Here is a 16187-nt window from a genome sequence, read left to right on the forward strand (position 1 = left end):
AAGGCGGCTCCTTTCGGGGCCGCCTTTTTCGTTGTTCAAATCAGATGCGTTCAGCGTTTGCCGTAGTAGAGGCCGACGACATGTTCAGCCTGGGCAAAGAACAGCCAGCGCAGGCAGGCAATCCCTGCGATATGCAGCAGCACCGCGACGCCTGCCATCAGGTGTTTCATCATCACGCTGTCAAACGGCATCACCATCAGGGCAATCGGCAATGCGAACCCCAGGCCAAAGCCGATGACGCGCAATCTCAAGGCGTGTTTGCGCCCCACCACATAAACGAACTCGCGCAGCAGGTAGTTGCTGCCGGTGTGGGGCGGCTCGAATGCGCGCACGCTGCCTTGATTGCCTAGCCCCGTGGCGGTGGCGATGTCGGTGCCGGAGTGCGCCAGCGCCTTGTCCGTCTTGGCCCAATAGGCCAGCTGGATCACGCCTGCGAGTGCTAGCAGCCATGGCGCAAGGCTCTCTTGTCCGGCCAGCAGCGCACCGCCCGCGATGGCGAAGCTGAGGAAGACCAGCGGCGTCAGCGGGCTGTGCCAGCGCGGGATTGTCTTTAGTTGCGTATAGATCATCGCGGTGGTGAAAACGGTGCCGATGCTGAGCGCAGCGCCCAGAAGGCCGAGGAGGCGCCAGTCAGCGTCCCAGAAAACAGCCCCAGCCGCATACAGCCCCATGACCAGCAGCGCGGCGACGGCAGTGCAGCCTTCGCGGCTGAGCCAGCTTGTGCGCCACTGGCTGAAGGCTTTCCAGGCGCGTTCGGGATGACCAAGGTGAAAGGTCGAGGCCAGAAGCCCGCCCACCGCCAGCGCATAGGCGATGAGGTAGAAGACAAAGGCGACCCAGCCGGTGACGGCGGGCATTCCGAGGCCAAGAAAGGCCAGCAGGCCAAAGCCGAGGCCGGAGAGGGTGGTGAAGATGATGACGGAAGGGGCCGGATGCATCAGCTGTCTCCTCCGGGCAGTTTATCAAGCGCCTTGTCGAGCCAGCCAAGGAAACCGCTGGGTTCCTCCGCGACCGGTGCCAGAAGCGGCGCCAGCACGTCGATCTGATCCTCGATCCGGTCCTTGGGGCGGGGCGGCAGGTATTTGTTCACAGGCTTCGTGCCCATTTCCGGCATCAGATCCATGCCGCCGCGCGCTGCGACCAGTTGCGACACTTCGCTGCCGGGATCGTTCAGATCGCCGAAATGCCGCGCACCGGCTGGGCAGGTGCGCACGCAGGACGGGACGCGGTCCTCTTCGGGCAGGTTGTCGTTATAGATACGGTCCACGCAAAGGGTGCATTTCTTCATGACGCCCTCGGCCAGATCCAATTCGCGCGCACCGTAAGGGCAGGACCATGCGCAAAGCCCGCAGCCGATACAGTCGCTTTCATTGACCAGCACAATGCCATCCTCGACCCGCTTGTAGCTGGCGCCGGTGGGGCAGACGGTGACGCAGGGTGCGTCTTCGCAATGCAGGCAGGATTTCGGGAAATGCACCAGCTGGGCATGTCCTTGCTCCGGCTGCACCTCATAGGAATGCACCCGATTGAGGAAGGTGCCCGAGGGATCGGCGCCATAGGGGTCCTGATCCGACAGCGGCGCGCCATAGTTTTCGGTGTTCCAGCCCTTGCAGGAAATCACGCAGGCATGGCAGCCGACGCAGGTGTCCAGATCGATCACCAGACCCATCTTGCGCATGGTCTGTGCAGGAAGCTCGGTCATTTCCCCACCTTCCATGTCAGTTTGCCCGGGCCGGTGCCCACCGGCGATGTGATCGGCTCGAACGCGGGCTGGCTTTCGGCGATGCCATCCGGCGGGGCGGCCTTTTCGATCTTCACCTTGAGGTCAAACCACGCGGCCTGTCCGGTGATCGGGTCCGAGTTTGCCCAGCGAAGACCATCGCCCTTGGGTGGCAAAAGCTCGTGGATCAGGTGATTGAGCAGGAAGCCCTTTGTCGCTTCCGGTGCGTTTTCATCCAGCGCCCAGGCGCCTTTGCGCTTGCCAATGGCGTTCCAGGTCCAGACGGTGTTTTCATTCAGCGCAGCCATCTCCATCACCGGCACGGTGATCTCTCCGTGCGGAGAAGTGACCCGCGCCCAGTCCCCATCCGACAAGCCGTTCTCACGCATCAGTTTCGTCGGCACGTAAAGGGGATTGCGCCCGTGCAATTGCCGCAGCCAGGCGTTCTGGCTGCCCCAGGAATGATACATCGCCATCGGGCGCTGGGTGAGGGCGTTGACGGTGAACCCTTCGTTGCCCTGCTGGTCTGTTTCGTACCAGATCGGCAGCGGATCCATGGTGGCCTTGATCCGCTTGCGCAGATGGTCTGGCGGCTGGCGCTCCCCATATCCTTCGGCGGCCAGCTGGAATTTCCGCATCTGCTCCACATACAGCTGGAACAGATAGGGTTCGGGCTTGTCATAGATCCCCATGCCCACGGCCCAGTCCTGATAGGCGCTGTTCCACGGTTTGTAATAGAGCGCCGCATCGGGGATATGACTGACGTGAAATCCGCCGTTCTCGATATAGCGGTCGAGTTGTTCGGGGTTCACAGCGCCGCGCCCAGACTGTTCGCCATCGCCGCGCCATCCCGCCAGCGGGCCGATGCCGGGCTTACGCTCGTGGTTGACGATATAGTCGGCGTAATCTTGATATTTCGCGCTGCCGTCCTCATTGGTGAAACCGGGCAGTTTCATCCGGTTCGCCAGCTGCACCAGCGCGGTCTGGAACCCGCGCACGTCCCGGTCCGGCTCCACCACCGGCCAGCGGATGGCATCGGCGGCGGCATCCGCCTCGCAGATCGGGCGGTCGAGCAGCGAGATACAATCGTGCCGCTCCAGATAGGTGGTGTCGGGCAGGATCAGGTCGGCATAGGCCACCATTTCGGATGAATAGGCGTCCGAGTAGATGATGCGCGGGATGACGTATTCGCCGTTGTCATCCCGGTCGGTCAGCATCTCGATCACCCCGCGGGTGTTCATCGAGGAGTTCCACGACATATTCGCCATATACATGAACAGCGTGTCGATCTTGTAAGGATCGCCTGCATGGGCGTTGGAGATCACCATATGCATCAACCCGTGGGCGCTCATCGGGTTTTCCCAGGTGAAGGCCTTGTCGATGCGGGCTGGGCTGCCGTCTTTGCAGAGGGCCAAGTCATCGGGGCCGTGCACAAACCCCAAGTGTGGGCCGTCCAGCGCGCAATCGGGTTTGACGCCGCAGTGCGGTTTGGGATGCGCGGTCGCGGGTTTGGGGTAGGGCGGTTTGAAGCGGAAACCACCGGGTACCTCGACCGTGCCCAGAAGGATCTGCAGGACGTGCAGCGCACGGCAGGTCTGGAACCCGTTGGCATGGGCCGAGACCCCGCGCATGGAGTGGAAGGATACCGGGCGCCCCAGCATCGTCTTGTGAGTCTCGCCGCGGAAATCGGTCCACTCCTGATCAAGCTCGAAGGCCTCGTCAAAGGCGACACGGGCAATTTCAGCGGCGATGGCGCGAATGCGACTGGCGGGGATACCGCATTGCTCGGCCACGGTTTCAGGGGCGTATTCGTCAGACAGGTATCGCTCGGCCATCAGGTGGAACACCGGCCTGTGGGTGACACCGGCATGGCGATAGGTGGCATGCAGGTCCGGGCGCACGCCTGGCTGGTCAAAGGGCGTCAGCTTGCCGGTATTGCGGTCGATCACCAACTCCTTGCCGGTCTCATCGCGCAGGAACAGGCCCTGTTCAGGTCCGTCGCTGGCGTTTACCAGCACCGGCGCATTGGTGTAGCGGCTGAGGTAATCTAGATCGATCTTACCGGCCTTTAGCAGCACGTGCACCATGGAGAGGATGAACAGCCCGTCGGTGCCCGGCGTGATGCCGACCCAGTCATCCGCCACCGCGTTATAGCCGGTGCGGATTGGGTTGACGCCGATCACCCGCGCGCCGCGCGCCTTGATCCGGCCAATGCCCATCTTGATCGGGTTGCTGTCGTGATCCTCGGCCACGCCGAACAGCATGAACAGTTTTGTATGATCCCAGTCGGGCTGACCGAATTCCCAGAAGGCGCCGCCCATGGTGTAGATGCCAGCCGTCGCCATATTGACCGAGCAGAAGCCGCCGTGCGCGGCATAGTTGGGGGTGCCGAAATTCTGCGCCCAGAAACTGGTGAAGCTCTGCGACTGATCGCGGCCGGTGAAAAACGCCAGCTTCTCTGGTGCATTCTTGCGCAGCGGCTCCATCCAGGAGGCCGCCAGATCCAGCGCTTCGTCCCAGGTGATTTCCTCGAACTGTCCTGACCCGCGCGGGCCGACCCGTTTCAGCGGCGCACGCAGCCGCGAGGGCGCGTTGTGCTGCATGATCCCGGCGCTGCCCTTGGCGCAAAGAACGCCCTTGTTCACCGGGTGATCGCGATTTCCCTCGATATAAGCGACCTGTTTCTTGCCATCGCTGCCGGTCTTCATATGAACGTTGATGCCGCAGCGGCAGGCGCACATGTAGCAGGTGGTCTGGCGGATCTCCTCGGAAACCGGGGGCGAGGTGTTGATCTGAGGCTGGTTGAAACCCATGGGTCATCCCTGTTCGTCGCGTCGGGGCAGGCTAGGTCGGATCAGTCTGCCGCGCGAGAGTTTTCTGTTTTTCCCGGCTTTTTCGGGAATCTGTTCTTTGAAATCGTATTGGTGGGGATCAGCGATCTGCAATCGGCACATAACCGCGCGGTTCCGGCCCGTTGTACAGCGTCAGCGGTCGGATAAGGATATTGCCGCGCTGTTGCTCGATGCATTGGATCACCCAGCCTGGCATGCGCCCAATGGCGAAGATCGGCACATAGAGGTCCATCGGGATGCCGTGCAGCTGGTAGATCACGCCGGAATAGAAATCGACGTTCACATTTAGCCCGTGGCGCGCATAGGGAGACATGGCCTCGACCACCGCCTGTAGGATTTCATACCACTCGGGGGCGCCCATTTCCTCGCCCAGCTTGCGCACGCCTTCGCGCATGTGGCGGGCGCGGGGGTCTTCCTTGCGGTAGACCCGGTGGCCAAAGCCGGTGACGGCTTCTTTCGCGGCACGCTTGGCCTTCACGTAGGCGGCGGCCTTGTCCGGGGTGCCGATCTCGTGGACCATTTTCATCACGTCCTCGGCGGCGCCGCCGTGGGCTGGACCTGCGAGGGTCGACAGCGCCGTGACGATGGCGCCATGAAGATTAGCCTCGGTACCCACTGTGACGCGGGCAGCAAAGCTGGAGGCGTTGGAGCCGTGTTCGGCGTGCAGAATGAAATCCACATCCGCCAGCCGCGCGGCATCCACGCTGGGTTTCTCTCCCTTCAGCATCCACAGCCAGTTGGCTGCATGACCCAGTGTCATGTCCGGCGCCACCGGATTGCGGCCGTTGCGGATTGCTTCATGCGCGGCGATGATCATCGGCACCTGGCTGGTCAGACGCACGCCATTGGCGAGGAAGGCCTCCTCGCCGACCTGCTGGCTGGCAGGCTCTAACGCTGCAAGGGCCGACACACAGGTGCGCAGCACATCCATCGGGTGGCCGTCCTTGCAGGCGCGGATGATTGCGTGGATCTCATCCGGCAGCACCCGTGCCGCTTTCAGATCGGCATCGAAATCCGCCAGTTGCCCTGCGGTTGGCAACTCGCCGTAGATCAGCAGGTAACAGACCTCTTCAAAGGTGGAATGGGTAGCCAGATCGTGGATGGAATAGCCGCGATAGCTCAACTCGCCCTTGGCCCCATCAATATCTGAAACGCCGGAGCGTTCAAAGTAGACGCCCTTCAGGCCGCGGTTGATCTTGACGTTTTCGCTCATTGCTGGCTCCTTCGTGTGGCAAGGGAGAATGATATGACTGTTCTGGAAAATGCATTTGAAGCGGCAAAGGCACGGCGGGCGCGGGTGGTTTTCCCGGAAATGGAAGACGCACGGGTGGCAGAGGCCACGCAGCGCCTGCGGGCCGAAGGCCTGTGCGAACCCTTGCCGCTGGCGGAGCCGTCCGAGGCCCATGTGGAGGCCTTGGTTACCGCGCGCGGTCTGAAAGAGGTGATCGCAAAACGCATGGTTTCCAAACCCTTGTACCGCGCCGCCGCGATGGTTGCGCTGGGCGAGGCAGATGCGATGGTCGCAGGCGCCGATGTTCCCACCCGCCGGGTGATCGAGGCCGCCAGCATCGGCATCGGGCTGGCCGACGGGGTGTCCTTGCCCTCGTCGTTCTTCCTGATGGTGTTCCCGGATGGGCGCGAACTGGTCTTTGCTGACTGCGCGGTAAATGTGGCACCCGATGCGGCGCAACTTGCCGATATCGCACGCGCTTCGGCGGCCTCCGCCAAGGCCCTGCTGGGCACGGCGCGGGTGGCGATGCTGTCCTTTTCCACCGGCACATCGGGTGACGGCGACAGCGTGGCGCGGGTGCGTGAAGCAGCCGAGCTTGCGGGTTTTGCTGGGCCGGTGCAGGCGGATGCGGCGCTGAACGATTCGATTGCCGCCAAGAAGGGGATCGAGGCGCTGGATGCAAATGTGCTGATCTTTCCCAGCTTGGATGCGGGCAATATCGGGTACAAGCTGTGCCAGGAACTGGCAGGTGCGCAGGCGCTGGGGCCGTTCCTGCAAGGCTTTGCCCGCCCGGTTTGCGATCTTAGCCGGGGCGCCAGCGTTGACGACATCGTCGCGGCAACGGTGCTGACCGCCGCGCAGGTCCGAGGGATATGCCGGACGCGGCTCATGTCTCCTCCGGCATCAGGGTAAGGGCGTCCATGGCCATCTGCCGCTCTTCATCGGCTGGGATCACCCAGATTTTCACCGCTGAAGACTGGCAATGCAGCGCCATCTGACGGGCCTCATTGGCATCGGGGTCCATACGCACACCAATCCATTCAAGGCCCCGCAGAACTCGCGCGCGGATGGCGGTGGCGTTCTCTCCGATGCCGCCGGTGAATGCGATGGCGTCGATGCCTTCGAGCGCGGCAATCAGACTGCCCGCATGACGCAGGGTCCAGTAGCAGAAGTGATCGATGGCAAAGGCGCTGTCGGCGCTGGGGTCCAGCATCAGTTTGCGCATGTCGGATTTGCCTCCCGAAAGACCCAGAAGCCCGCTTTCGTGGTTGAGGATCGCCTTGGTGCGCTCCAGCCCGTTGTCCTCCACGAGGCGCAGGACGGCATTCGCGTCGATGCCGCCCGACCGCGTACCCATGGTCAGCCCGTCCAGCGGTGAATAGCCCATGGTGGTGGCGATGGATTGCCCGCCCCGGATGGCACAAAGCGAGGCGCCATTGCCCAGATGAAAGGCCAGCAGCCGTGCGGGCAGTTTTTCCCCGGACAGGTCCGGCAGGCGCCGCACCAGTGCCGCGTAGGATAGCCCATGGAAGCCGTAGCGGCGGATGCCCTTGGTCTCGATCATGCGCGGGATGGCATAACGGGTCGCCACATCGGGATTGGTGGCGTGGAAGGAGGTGTCGAAACTGGCGAACTGCGGTAGGTCCGGGGCGAGTTCCCCCATGGTGTCGATGGCGGCCAGGCTGTGTGGATTGTGCAGCGGCGCCAGCGGGGTGCAATCGGCGATCTCGGCGCGGACCTCGGGCGTGATGCGGGTGGGGGCGGTCAGATTGCGCCCGCCATGCACCACCCGGTGGCCTATCGCCGTCAAGCTGCCTGCCGTGATGCCGCGATCCGCCAGCGCGTTCAGGATGGCCGAAAGCGCGGCCTTATGGTCGATAAAGGGGATTTCGGTCTCGACGCCGTCCACGATCAGCCGCGAGGCGCCGCCGATCCCGTCGGCAAGACCCTGCACCCGCTCTTCGAACGCGCTGTCGAAGACCGCGAATTTGATGGAAGAAGATCCGGCATTGAGGATCAGAACCCGTGCATCGGCCATCAGAGCACCCGCACGATGTTCAGCACCGAAAGAACGGTCAGCAACAGCACGATACCACGGCGGAAATTCTTCTGGTCGGCGCTGGCAAAGCGCTGGCTGCCGGTCCAGATCCCGGCGCCAAGGATGGGAAAGGCAAGCAGCACCCCGTAAAGCGTGTCGACCCCGGTCAGCCCGTTTGCCGCCATCACCGGCAGGGCCATCATGTCGATACCGGTCAGAAACACGATCATGGTGGCGCGGAATATGGCAGGGGGGATCGGCTGAGCGGTCAGAAACGCGGCAGCGGGCAGGCCGCCGACACCGGCGCTGTTGGCAATGCCGGCCACAAGACCGACGCCGAGGTTGCCTTTGCCCCCGATGGGGCGGCGCAGCTGCCAGCCGCTGAGCAGGATGAGGCTTAGCATCAGCACAAGTGCCGATATGGCAAGCCGGGCCTGATCTTCGCCCAGGCGGGACATGATGGCGATGGCGGGGACCGTGGCAATGGCGGCCCCGCCCAGCAGCAACAGTGCCCGCTGCCAGTCGATATGAGGCCGGATGCCGCGCGCCTGAAAGGCGGTCATCGTGATTTCACAAGCAAAGACCACCGGGATCAGCGGCAGTGGGTTGGTCACCAGCGCTGCTAGAATGATGAAGATCGCGGAAAACCCAAATCCCGAATAGCCACGGATAAAGGCCGCCACAAACAATGCGGCGGCCAGATAGGCGCCCTGACCTCCATTCAGATCAAATGGCAGATCAAAGGGCAGCATCATTGCGTTCAGCCGACCTGCTGCGGACGCATGTCGTCGGCAGAGATGCCGGCGACCTCGACCGGGTTCTTCATGGCGTCGCGGCGGAAGGGTTCACCCAGTTCCTGGTTGATCATCGCCTCGATGAGGGTGGTGATGCCGTTCTTCTGGTCCTCGACCGCCTGTGCCAACGCAGCGGTCAGCTCTTCCATGGTACGGGCGACGACGCCTTTCAGGCCGCAGGCATTGGCGATCCCGGCATAGGAGACCTGCTGATCCAGCTCGGTGCCGACAAAGTTGTCGTCGAACCACAGGGTCGAATTCCGTTTCTCCGCGCCCCACTGGTAGTTGCGGAACACCACCTGGGTGACTGCAGGCCATTCATCGCGGCCAATCGCGGTCAGCTCGTTCACGGCGATGCCAAAGGCACCGTCGCCGGAGAAGCCCACGACCGGCACGTCTGGGCAGCCGATCTTGGCGCCGACCACGGCAGGCAGGCCGTATCCGCAGGGGCCGAACAGGCCCGGCGCTAGATATTTTCGGCCCTCGTCAAAGGACGGATAAGCGTTGCCGATGGCGCAGTTGTTGCCGATGTCCGAGGAGATGATCGCCTCGCGGGGCAGCGCCGACTGGATCGCGCGCCAGGCCATGCGGGGGCTCATCCAGTCCGGTTTGTCGGCGCGGGCGCGTTCGTTCCAGGTGGTGCCGGGATCGTCATCCTCGTGATCCATCGAGCTGAGCTGCTGCGCCCAGCGGGATTTGGCTTCGGCGATCCGCGCCTTGCGATCCGCGCGGCCTTCGTCGCCAGCGCTGTCGCTCAACTGGTTCAGGATCGTCGTGGCCACCTTGGCCGCATCGCCAACGATGCCAACCGTCACCGGTTTGGTCAGGCCGATCCGGTCCGGGTTGATGTCGACCTGAATGATCTTGGCCTCGGTGGGCCAGTATTCCATGCCGTAGCCCGGCAGGGTCGAGAAGGGGTTGAGCCGGGTGCCAAGGCAGAGCACCACATCGGCGTCCTTTATCAGTTCCATACCGGCCTTGGAGCCGTTGTAGCCAAGCGGACCTGCGAACAGCGGATGCGATCCGGGGAAGGCGTCATTGTGCTGGTAGCCAACGCAAACGGGGGCATCCAGACGTTCGGCCAGCGCCTTGGAGGCGGCGATGCCACCCTTGGACAGCACCACACCGGCACCGTTCAGGATCACCGGGTTCTTGGCGTTCGACAGCAGCTCAGCCGCCTGCGTTAGTGCGGTTTCGCCCCCGGTGGGGCGTTCGAATTCGACGATGGCGGGCAGGGCCACATCGATGACCTGGGTCCACATATCGCGCGGGATGTTCAGCTGCGCCGGGGCCGAGGCGCGTTTGGCCTGCATGATCACCCGGTTCAGAACTTCGGCCACGCGGGAGGGATCGCGCACCTCTTCCTGATAGGCGACCATGTCCTCGAACAGTTTCATCTGCTCGACTTCCTGGAAACCGCCCTGACCGATGGTCTTGTTCGCTGCCTGCGGGGTGACCAGCAGCAGCGGGGTGTGGTTCCAGTAGGCGGTTTTGACGGCGGTGACAAAGTTGGTGATGCCAGGGCCGTTCTGGGCGATCATCATCGACATCTTGCCGGTGGCGCGGGTGTAGCCATCGGCCATCATGCCGGCGCTTCCTTCATGCGCGCAGTCCCAGAAGGTGATGCCTGCCTTGGGAAACAGGTCCGAAATCGGCATCATCGCCGAGCCGATAATCCCGAAAGCATGTTCAATCCCATGCATTTGCAGGGTTTTAACAAAGGCTTCCTCGGTGGTCATTTTCATGGTGTGTTCTCCTGATGAGACGCTGACAGGGCCGGGCCGGCGCCGGGCGTTACATCCGGTTTAGGCTGTCGGAAGGGGAGGGGTTAGGGCCAGATACCTGTCCGGATTAGGGCCAGATATGGCGCGGCCTGATGGGGGTGTATCACGGCTGCAGAAAACGCATGCGCGCCTGTGGCCGGGGCTGCCTCAGAACGGTTTCAGCGCCTCGGCCAGCAGCGCCAGCCCCGGTTCGATACGGCTTGCCGGGATCGAGGAATAGCCCAGCCGGTAATAGTTCTGCTTGCGGTGTTGGGGCGCAAAGAAGGGCGCGCCGGGTTCGATGATGACGCTCTTTTCCCTCAGGCGCTCTGCTGCGGCGGCGGTATCGACGCCCTCCGGCGCGCGCATCCAGAGGGATGAGCCACCGTAGACGCCAACACCCGAGATCGACAGCCCATGCGCGGCGATGGCCTCTTCGATGACCAGGCGGCGGTTGTGCAGTTCCTTGGCGGTGCGACGGATCTGGGAATCGTAGTGACCGAGGGAGAGGAAATAGGCGACAGTGCGCTGAATGTGCCCAGGCGGGTGGCGCAGCACGCTGGCGCGCAGGGCGCGGGCCTGACGGATGAAGCTTTCAGAGCCTACCAGATAGCCCAGTCGCAGCCCCGGAAACAGCGATTTGGAAAAGCTGCCGGCATAGACCACGCGCCCGTCGGTATCCAGGGATTTGAGCGCCGGGGAGGGGGCGCCGAGGAAGGACATCTCGAACTCGTAGTCGTCCTCGACAATCACCGCATCGATCTCGCGGGCGCGCTCCAGCAGTTGCTTGCGCCGGGCCATGGGCATGGTGGCGGTGGTCGGGCTTTGGTGGCTGGGGGTGCAAAAGATCACGTCGGTGTCTTCCGCGATCTGCTCCGGCGGCAGACCGTCGGCATCCACCGGAATACAATCCATCTGGCAGCGCACATGGGTCAGCTGATCGCGCAGGGTGTAATAGGTCGGATCCTCGATCGCCGCTTTACGCCCCCGGTTCAGCAAAAGCTGGATCACCAGCCACAGGGCATTCTGCGCCCCGAGGGTGATCAGGATCTGCTCGGGGCGGGCGGTGACACCACGGCGTGGCAGGGTGTGGCGGGCGATATATTCGATCAGCAGGGGATCATCCTGATCGAAATAGTCGTTGGTCAGCGCGGCAAAGTCTTTCTGCCCCAGCGCCCGCAGCGCGCAAAGCCGCCAGTTGGCATGATCAAACAGCGAGGCATCGGCCTGACCATAGATGAAAGGATAGCGGTAGTTGCGCCAGTCCCGCGGTTTGCGGGGCGTATCGCCACCGGTAAAGGTGCGGGCAATGGCCTGCGACCAGTCTACCGCGTCATCAGAGCGTTGCGGCGGCGTGTAACTGGGCGGCACCGGCGCGTTTTCCGAGACGTAATACCCAGACCGCCCGCGCGACGTCAGATAGTCATTGGCCAGAAGTTCCGTATAGGCCAGCGTCACGGTGATGCGGCTAATGCCAAGGTGGCTGGCCAGTTTGCGCGAGGATGGCAGCTTCTCTCCGACCCGGAAACGGCCCGACAGAACGCCTTCGGCGATCATCTCCTGGATCTGCGCCTGAAGCGTGCCCTGCGCATCCGGGTTGAGAAAGAATGTGTCGACGGAAATGGCCATTCCGGGACAGTAGGCTGGCCTTAGGGCGAGCGCAATCTGGACTTACCATCCCGGATGATTTTTTGAGCTTGATTTTGAGTGTCAAATCGAAGTAACTAGTTTTATGGTTTTATTGGAGCATGTCATGCAGTGGGAAGAAGCGGCAGGTGGTTTTGCGGCCATGGGGTCAGAGGCGCGTCTAAAGGTCCTGCGCTGTCTGGTCCGGGCAGGGCGCGATGGATTGCGGGTTCAGGACATTCAGACCCGCACGGGCATCGCGCCCTCGACGCTGGCGCATCATTTGAAATTTCTTTCGGGCGCCGGTGTCGTGGTGCAGGAGAAGGTGGGACGCGCGACGATTAGCCGGGCCGATTTCGACCGGCTGCGGGCGCTGGCGGACTTCATTCTCTGTGAATGCTGCTCGGATCAAATGCAGGAGGCTGCAAACGATGGCTGATCTCACTCAAAATCTCGGGGCCTCGCAGGCGCTGCTGCGCTGGCTCAAAACGCCCTGGGCCGTGATCGTGGCGCTGCTGGTTTCTGTTGCGGTGCTGGATATGGGAAATTTCCAGACCATTGTGATCTTTGCGCTGAATGCGCTGGCCCATACCGGTCGTTACATCCTGTTTGCTGTGCTGCTACTGGCGTATCTGAAGGCAACCGGCGCCGAAGCTCTGGTGGCGCGGGCCTTTGAGGGGCGCGAGGTGCGGATGATCTTTCTTGCGGCGGTGTTTGGCGGACTGGCGCCCTTCTGTTCCTGCGAGGTCATTCCCTTTATCGCCGGGCTGCTGGCTTTGGGCGCGCCGTTGTCGGCTGTCATGGCATTCTGGCTGTCCTCACCGCTGATCGATCCGCCGACGTTGTTGATCACCGCCGGGGCGCTGGGCTGGCCCTTTGCCATCGGCAAGGCGGTTGCTGCCGTGGCGCTGGGGCTGTTCGGGGGCTTCGCGATCAAGGCGCTGATGGGCCACGGTGTCTTCGCAAACCCGCTGAAGCAGGTGCAGAAAACCAGCTGTTGCGGATGCGGTGCGCCAAAGGCCGATGCAAAGCCGGTCTGGGCCTTCTGGTCCGACCCTGAGCGTCGGCAACGGTTCCGTAGCGAATTTGTCGCCAACGGTCTGTTCCTGCTGAAGTGGCTGGCGCTGGCCTATGTGCTGGAGGCGCTGCTGGTGTCCTATGTCCCGGCGGATGTCATTGCGGGTCTGGTCGGCGGTGAAGGCGTGGTGCCGATTGCCGTGGCCGCGCTGGTGGGTATGCCGGCCTACCTCAACTCCTACGTGGCGCCGCCGCTGCTGGCGGGACTGATAGAGCAGGGGATGAGCGCTGGGGCGGCGATGGCCTTTTTGATTGCCGGCGCGGTGAGTTCGATCCCGGCCATGGCTGCGGTCTGGTCGCTGGTGAAGCCGCAGGTCTTTGCCGCCTATCTGGGGCTGGGGGTCAGCGGTGCAATCCTGTCCGGCATTCTGTTTCAGATGCTGTGAGGGGGCGCGGGCGGGGCGCTCCCGCCCGGATCGCGGCAATCGAAGATTGCTCCTCTCCCGTTGGGCCAAGCGCCGCGCTGACGCGCGGCGCTTTTTCTTGCTGAGATAGCCCTTACGGGGCAGGTCTGCCCCGTAAGGGCCGTTTCCGAGTGTCTTAAGATTTGCGCGTCAAGGACAAGCCGCCTGACGGCGGGGCCTTGCGGCCTACTTGACCCGCGGGGGGATCACCTTTGGGTCATGAATTCCAGGTTTGCGCGGACCGCGGGCCAATCGGCGGCGGTGATGGAGTAGACAGCGGAATCACGCAGGCTGCCGTCGGGCATGATCATGTGCGCCCGCAGGATACCGTCCAGCTGGGCGCCGAGCCGTTCGATTGCGGCGCGGCTTTGCCGGTTGAGGCGGTGGGTGCGGAATTCCACCGCGATGGCATCGCGGTCTTCGAATGCGTGGCGCAGCATCATGAGCTTGCAGGCGGTGTTGATCCCGGTGCGCTGTACCGATTTGCGGTACCAGGTGGAGCCGATTTCGACGCGGCGGTTGCCGTGGTCGATATTCATGTAGGTAGTCATGCCCAGGGCGCGGCCCTGTGGGTCGAGGATGGCGAAAGGCACCATGGATCCTGCCTCCTGAAGCGCGAGGCGGCGGTCGATTTCTGCCGGGACCCGGTCCGGTGTGGGGACCGTAGTGTACCAGAGCCGGTGCAGGGCGCCATCGTCCGCAGCCTCTGCCAGATCCGGGGTGTTATCCCGTGTGAGCGGTGCCAGTGTCACCTTGTCCGAGGTCAGGGTGGATGCTGTCATCCAGAGAGGGCCGGGCATGGCGGGCTTCCTTGTGCTGTGTCGCCCCGCCAGAAAAGAGGAAAGGCGGCCCGGTGCAAAGGGCCGCCTTTCAAAAATCTAAGTAGTCCAATTGGCCTGATCAGCCAAAGACCTTGGTCAGGGCCACGTCCACCGCATCGGTGATGGCGTCGATATCCTCGGCCGTTGCGATCAGTGCCGGGCTGAAGCAGAGGGTGTTGTTCTTGCCGGGGATCGAACGGTTGGTGACGCCAATGATAACGCCCTGGGCGCCGACCTCGGCCACTACGGCCTGTGCCTGTTTCTCGTCCACCGGTTCCTTGCTTTCGCGGTCGGTGACCAGTTCGGCGCCGAGGAACAGACCCTTACCGCGCACATCGCCGATCACGGGGTGTTTTTCCTGCAGCGCCTTGAGGTTGTTCATCATCCGCTCGCCCATGGCGGTGCAGTTGTCGAGCAGGCCCTCGTCTTCGATGATCTGCATGTTGGCCAGCGCGGCAGCGGGACCAGCGGTGCAGCCGCCGAAGGTGGAGATGTCACGGAAATAGTTCATCGGATCGTCCGCGTCGTCCTTGAACATCTCGAAGATTTCTTCGGTGGTGACCATGCAGGCGATCGCAGCATAGCCCGAGGCGACGCCTTTGGCCATGGTGACGAAATCGGGCTGGATGCCGTAGTGCTGGTAGCCGAACCAGGTGCCGGTACGACCGATCCCGCAAACCACCTCGTCGATGTGCAGCAGGATGTCATATTTCTTGCAGATCTCCTGCACCCGCGGCCAATAGCCTTCGGGGGCCTCGATCACGCCGCCACCAGCAGTGACGGGTTCCAGGCAGAGGGCGCCGATGGTGTCGGGGCCTTCGCGCAGGATAACCTCTTCGATCAGGTTGGCGGCCGCCATGCCGAATTCCTCGCCCGACAGATGCTCAAGACCCAACTCGTGCTTGCGGTATTCCATGCAGTGGGGCACGCGCACGAAACCGGGGGCAAAGGGGCCGTATTGGGCGTTGCGCTCATCCTGGCCGCCCGCCGACATCGCCGCCAGAGTGGAGCCGTGGTAATCGCGGTCGCGGTAGAGAATCTTGTGCTTCTTGCCGCCGTATTTCTTGTGCGCGATCTGGCGCACCATTTTAAAGGCTTTCTCGTTCGCCTCGGAGCCGGAGTTGTTGTAGTAGACGCGGCTCATGCCGGGCATCTTCTCGATCAGCTTTTCGGCAAAGAGCGAGCCGGGAATAGAACCTGCGGACTGCGCGAAATAGCAAAGCTTCATCAGCTGATCATAGACCGCTTTGCAGATTTCCTCACGGCCATAGCCGACGTTCACCGTCCAGACCCCACCGGAGACCGCGTCCAGCCATTCCTTGCCGTTCTGGTCCCAGACCCGCATGCCTTTGCCTTCGACGATGATCCGGGGGTCGCTGGTCTCAAAAGGTTTGTGCTGGATCAGGTGGTGCCAGACATGCGCCTTGTCGGCGTCAATCACCCGGCTGAGGTCGTTTTCGTTGAACGTGCCGTCCATGACATGTCCTTCCCTAAATAGTGGTGTTCTGGTCCGGCGCGCAAAACACCCAGCCGGACTTTTCTGAGTTTGACGAAACGCCAAATCTGCCGCTTGCACTAGGTCCAGATGGTGATGAGCTTTGTGGCCAGTGCAGCGCGTTTCCTGCGCCGCCCGTATCAGGCCCCTGTTTTTAAGGGCAGAACTTACGTTCTTTGCCTTGGGTGCGCCGCTATGCTCCAGCGGTTTTCCGCATGTGGCCCGCCAGGTTGCCCGAAAATCGGGCGTGGCAGTGTTCCGGGGCGGGTGATCCGGGGATAAACGCGGGTTTTCCCAGTATATCGCGATCCGGTGCAGATCAAAAGAACGTGTGTTCTTTCGTGTGTTAATTGAGAGCGTGCATTT

At 62.7% G+C, this 16187-nt stretch carries 13 protein-coding genes; 3 read left to right on the forward strand and 10 right to left on the reverse strand.

All coding sequences use genetic code 11. The features are described 5' to 3' along the window. Positions 1 to 50 precede the first annotated feature (50 nt). The 4 genes from SM766_RS11740 to SM766_RS11755 form a co-directional block, all read right to left on the reverse strand. Positions 51 to 938, reverse strand: a complete 888-nt coding sequence (locus tag SM766_RS11740) for a dimethyl sulfoxide reductase anchor subunit family protein (protein ID WP_368947896.1) — start codon at positions 936 to 938, stop codon at positions 51 to 53. Then, the gene (locus SM766_RS11745; RefSeq protein WP_368947897.1) at positions 938 to 1702 is read right to left on the reverse strand and encodes a 4Fe-4S dicluster domain-containing protein; all 765 of its coding nucleotides are present in this window, start codon (positions 1700 to 1702) and stop codon (positions 938 to 940) included. The genes SM766_RS11740 and SM766_RS11745 overlap by 1 nt, the downstream gene beginning before the upstream one ends. Then, positions 1699 to 4533 (reverse strand): molybdopterin oxidoreductase family protein, encoded by a 2835-nt coding sequence (locus SM766_RS11750; RefSeq protein ID WP_368947898.1) that lies wholly within the window; start codon positions 4531 to 4533, stop codon positions 1699 to 1701. The genes SM766_RS11745 and SM766_RS11750 overlap by 4 nt, the downstream gene beginning before the upstream one ends. 118 nt (positions 4534 to 4651) lie before the next feature. Next, entirely contained in the window at positions 4652 to 5785 is a 1134-nt protein-coding gene (locus SM766_RS11755; protein WP_368947899.1) for a citrate/2-methylcitrate synthase, read from the reverse strand. 33 nt (positions 5786 to 5818) lie between these two features. Between SM766_RS11755 and SM766_RS11760 the strand changes: the two genes are divergently transcribed. After that, positions 5819 to 6715, forward strand: coding sequence for a phosphate acyltransferase (locus SM766_RS11760; RefSeq protein ID WP_368947900.1), 897 nt, complete (start codon positions 5819 to 5821; stop codon positions 6713 to 6715). On the opposite strand, the gene SM766_RS11765 is transcribed toward SM766_RS11760, so the two are convergent. The 4 genes from SM766_RS11765 to pdxR all read right to left on the reverse strand — a co-directional run bounded on the left by SM766_RS11765 (position 6690) and on the right by pdxR (position 12027). Further along, positions 6690 to 7841 carry an acetate/propionate family kinase gene (locus tag SM766_RS11765; protein WP_368947901.1) on the reverse strand — a complete coding sequence of 384 codons (1152 nt, stop codon included), beginning with the start codon at positions 7839 to 7841 and terminating at the stop codon, positions 6690 to 6692. The genes SM766_RS11760 and SM766_RS11765 overlap by 26 nt on opposite strands. Next, positions 7841 to 8596 (reverse strand): TSUP family transporter, encoded by a 756-nt coding sequence (locus tag SM766_RS11770; protein ID WP_368947902.1) that lies wholly within the window; start codon positions 8594 to 8596, stop codon positions 7841 to 7843. The genes SM766_RS11765 and SM766_RS11770 overlap by 1 nt, the downstream gene beginning before the upstream one ends. A 5-nt stretch (positions 8597 to 8601) precedes the next feature. Next, positions 8602 to 10380 (reverse strand): sulfoacetaldehyde acetyltransferase, encoded by a 1779-nt coding sequence (gene xsc / locus SM766_RS11775; protein WP_368947903.1) that lies wholly within the window; start codon positions 10378 to 10380, stop codon positions 8602 to 8604. A gap of 186 nt (positions 10381 to 10566) precedes the next feature. Next, the gene (pdxR, locus tag SM766_RS11780; RefSeq protein ID WP_368947904.1) at positions 10567 to 12027 is read right to left on the reverse strand and encodes a MocR-like pyridoxine biosynthesis transcription factor PdxR; all 1461 of its coding nucleotides are present in this window, start codon (positions 12025 to 12027) and stop codon (positions 10567 to 10569) included. A 124-nt stretch (positions 12028 to 12151) separates the two neighbouring features. Here pdxR and SM766_RS11785 point away from each other — a divergent pair, with 124 nt between their 5' ends. Then, entirely contained in the window at positions 12152 to 12463 is a 312-nt protein-coding gene (locus SM766_RS11785) for an ArsR/SmtB family transcription factor (protein WP_274832649.1), read from the forward strand. Beyond that, a complete protein-coding gene (locus SM766_RS11790; protein WP_368947905.1) occupies positions 12456 to 13487 on the forward strand; it encodes a permease in 1032 nt (343 codons plus the stop codon). Before SM766_RS11785 ends, SM766_RS11790 begins: the two co-directional genes overlap by 8 nt. Positions 13488 to 13711: 224 nt before the next feature. On the opposite strand, the gene SM766_RS11795 is transcribed toward SM766_RS11790, so the two are convergent. After that, entirely contained in the window at positions 13712 to 14305 is a 594-nt protein-coding gene (locus SM766_RS11795) for a GNAT family N-acetyltransferase (protein WP_368947906.1), read from the reverse strand. Between the two features lie 100 nt (positions 14306 to 14405). Beyond that, positions 14406 to 15803 carry an aminotransferase family protein gene (locus SM766_RS11800; RefSeq protein WP_368947907.1) on the reverse strand — a complete coding sequence of 466 codons (1398 nt, stop codon included), beginning with the start codon at positions 15801 to 15803 and terminating at the stop codon, positions 14406 to 14408. Positions 15804 to 16187 lie beyond the last annotated feature (384 nt).

The sequence above is a fragment of the Pseudophaeobacter sp. A-200-2 genome (assembly GCF_041008815.1).
Lineage (GTDB): Bacteria > Pseudomonadota > Alphaproteobacteria > Rhodobacterales > Rhodobacteraceae > Phycobacter > Phycobacter gallaeciensis_A.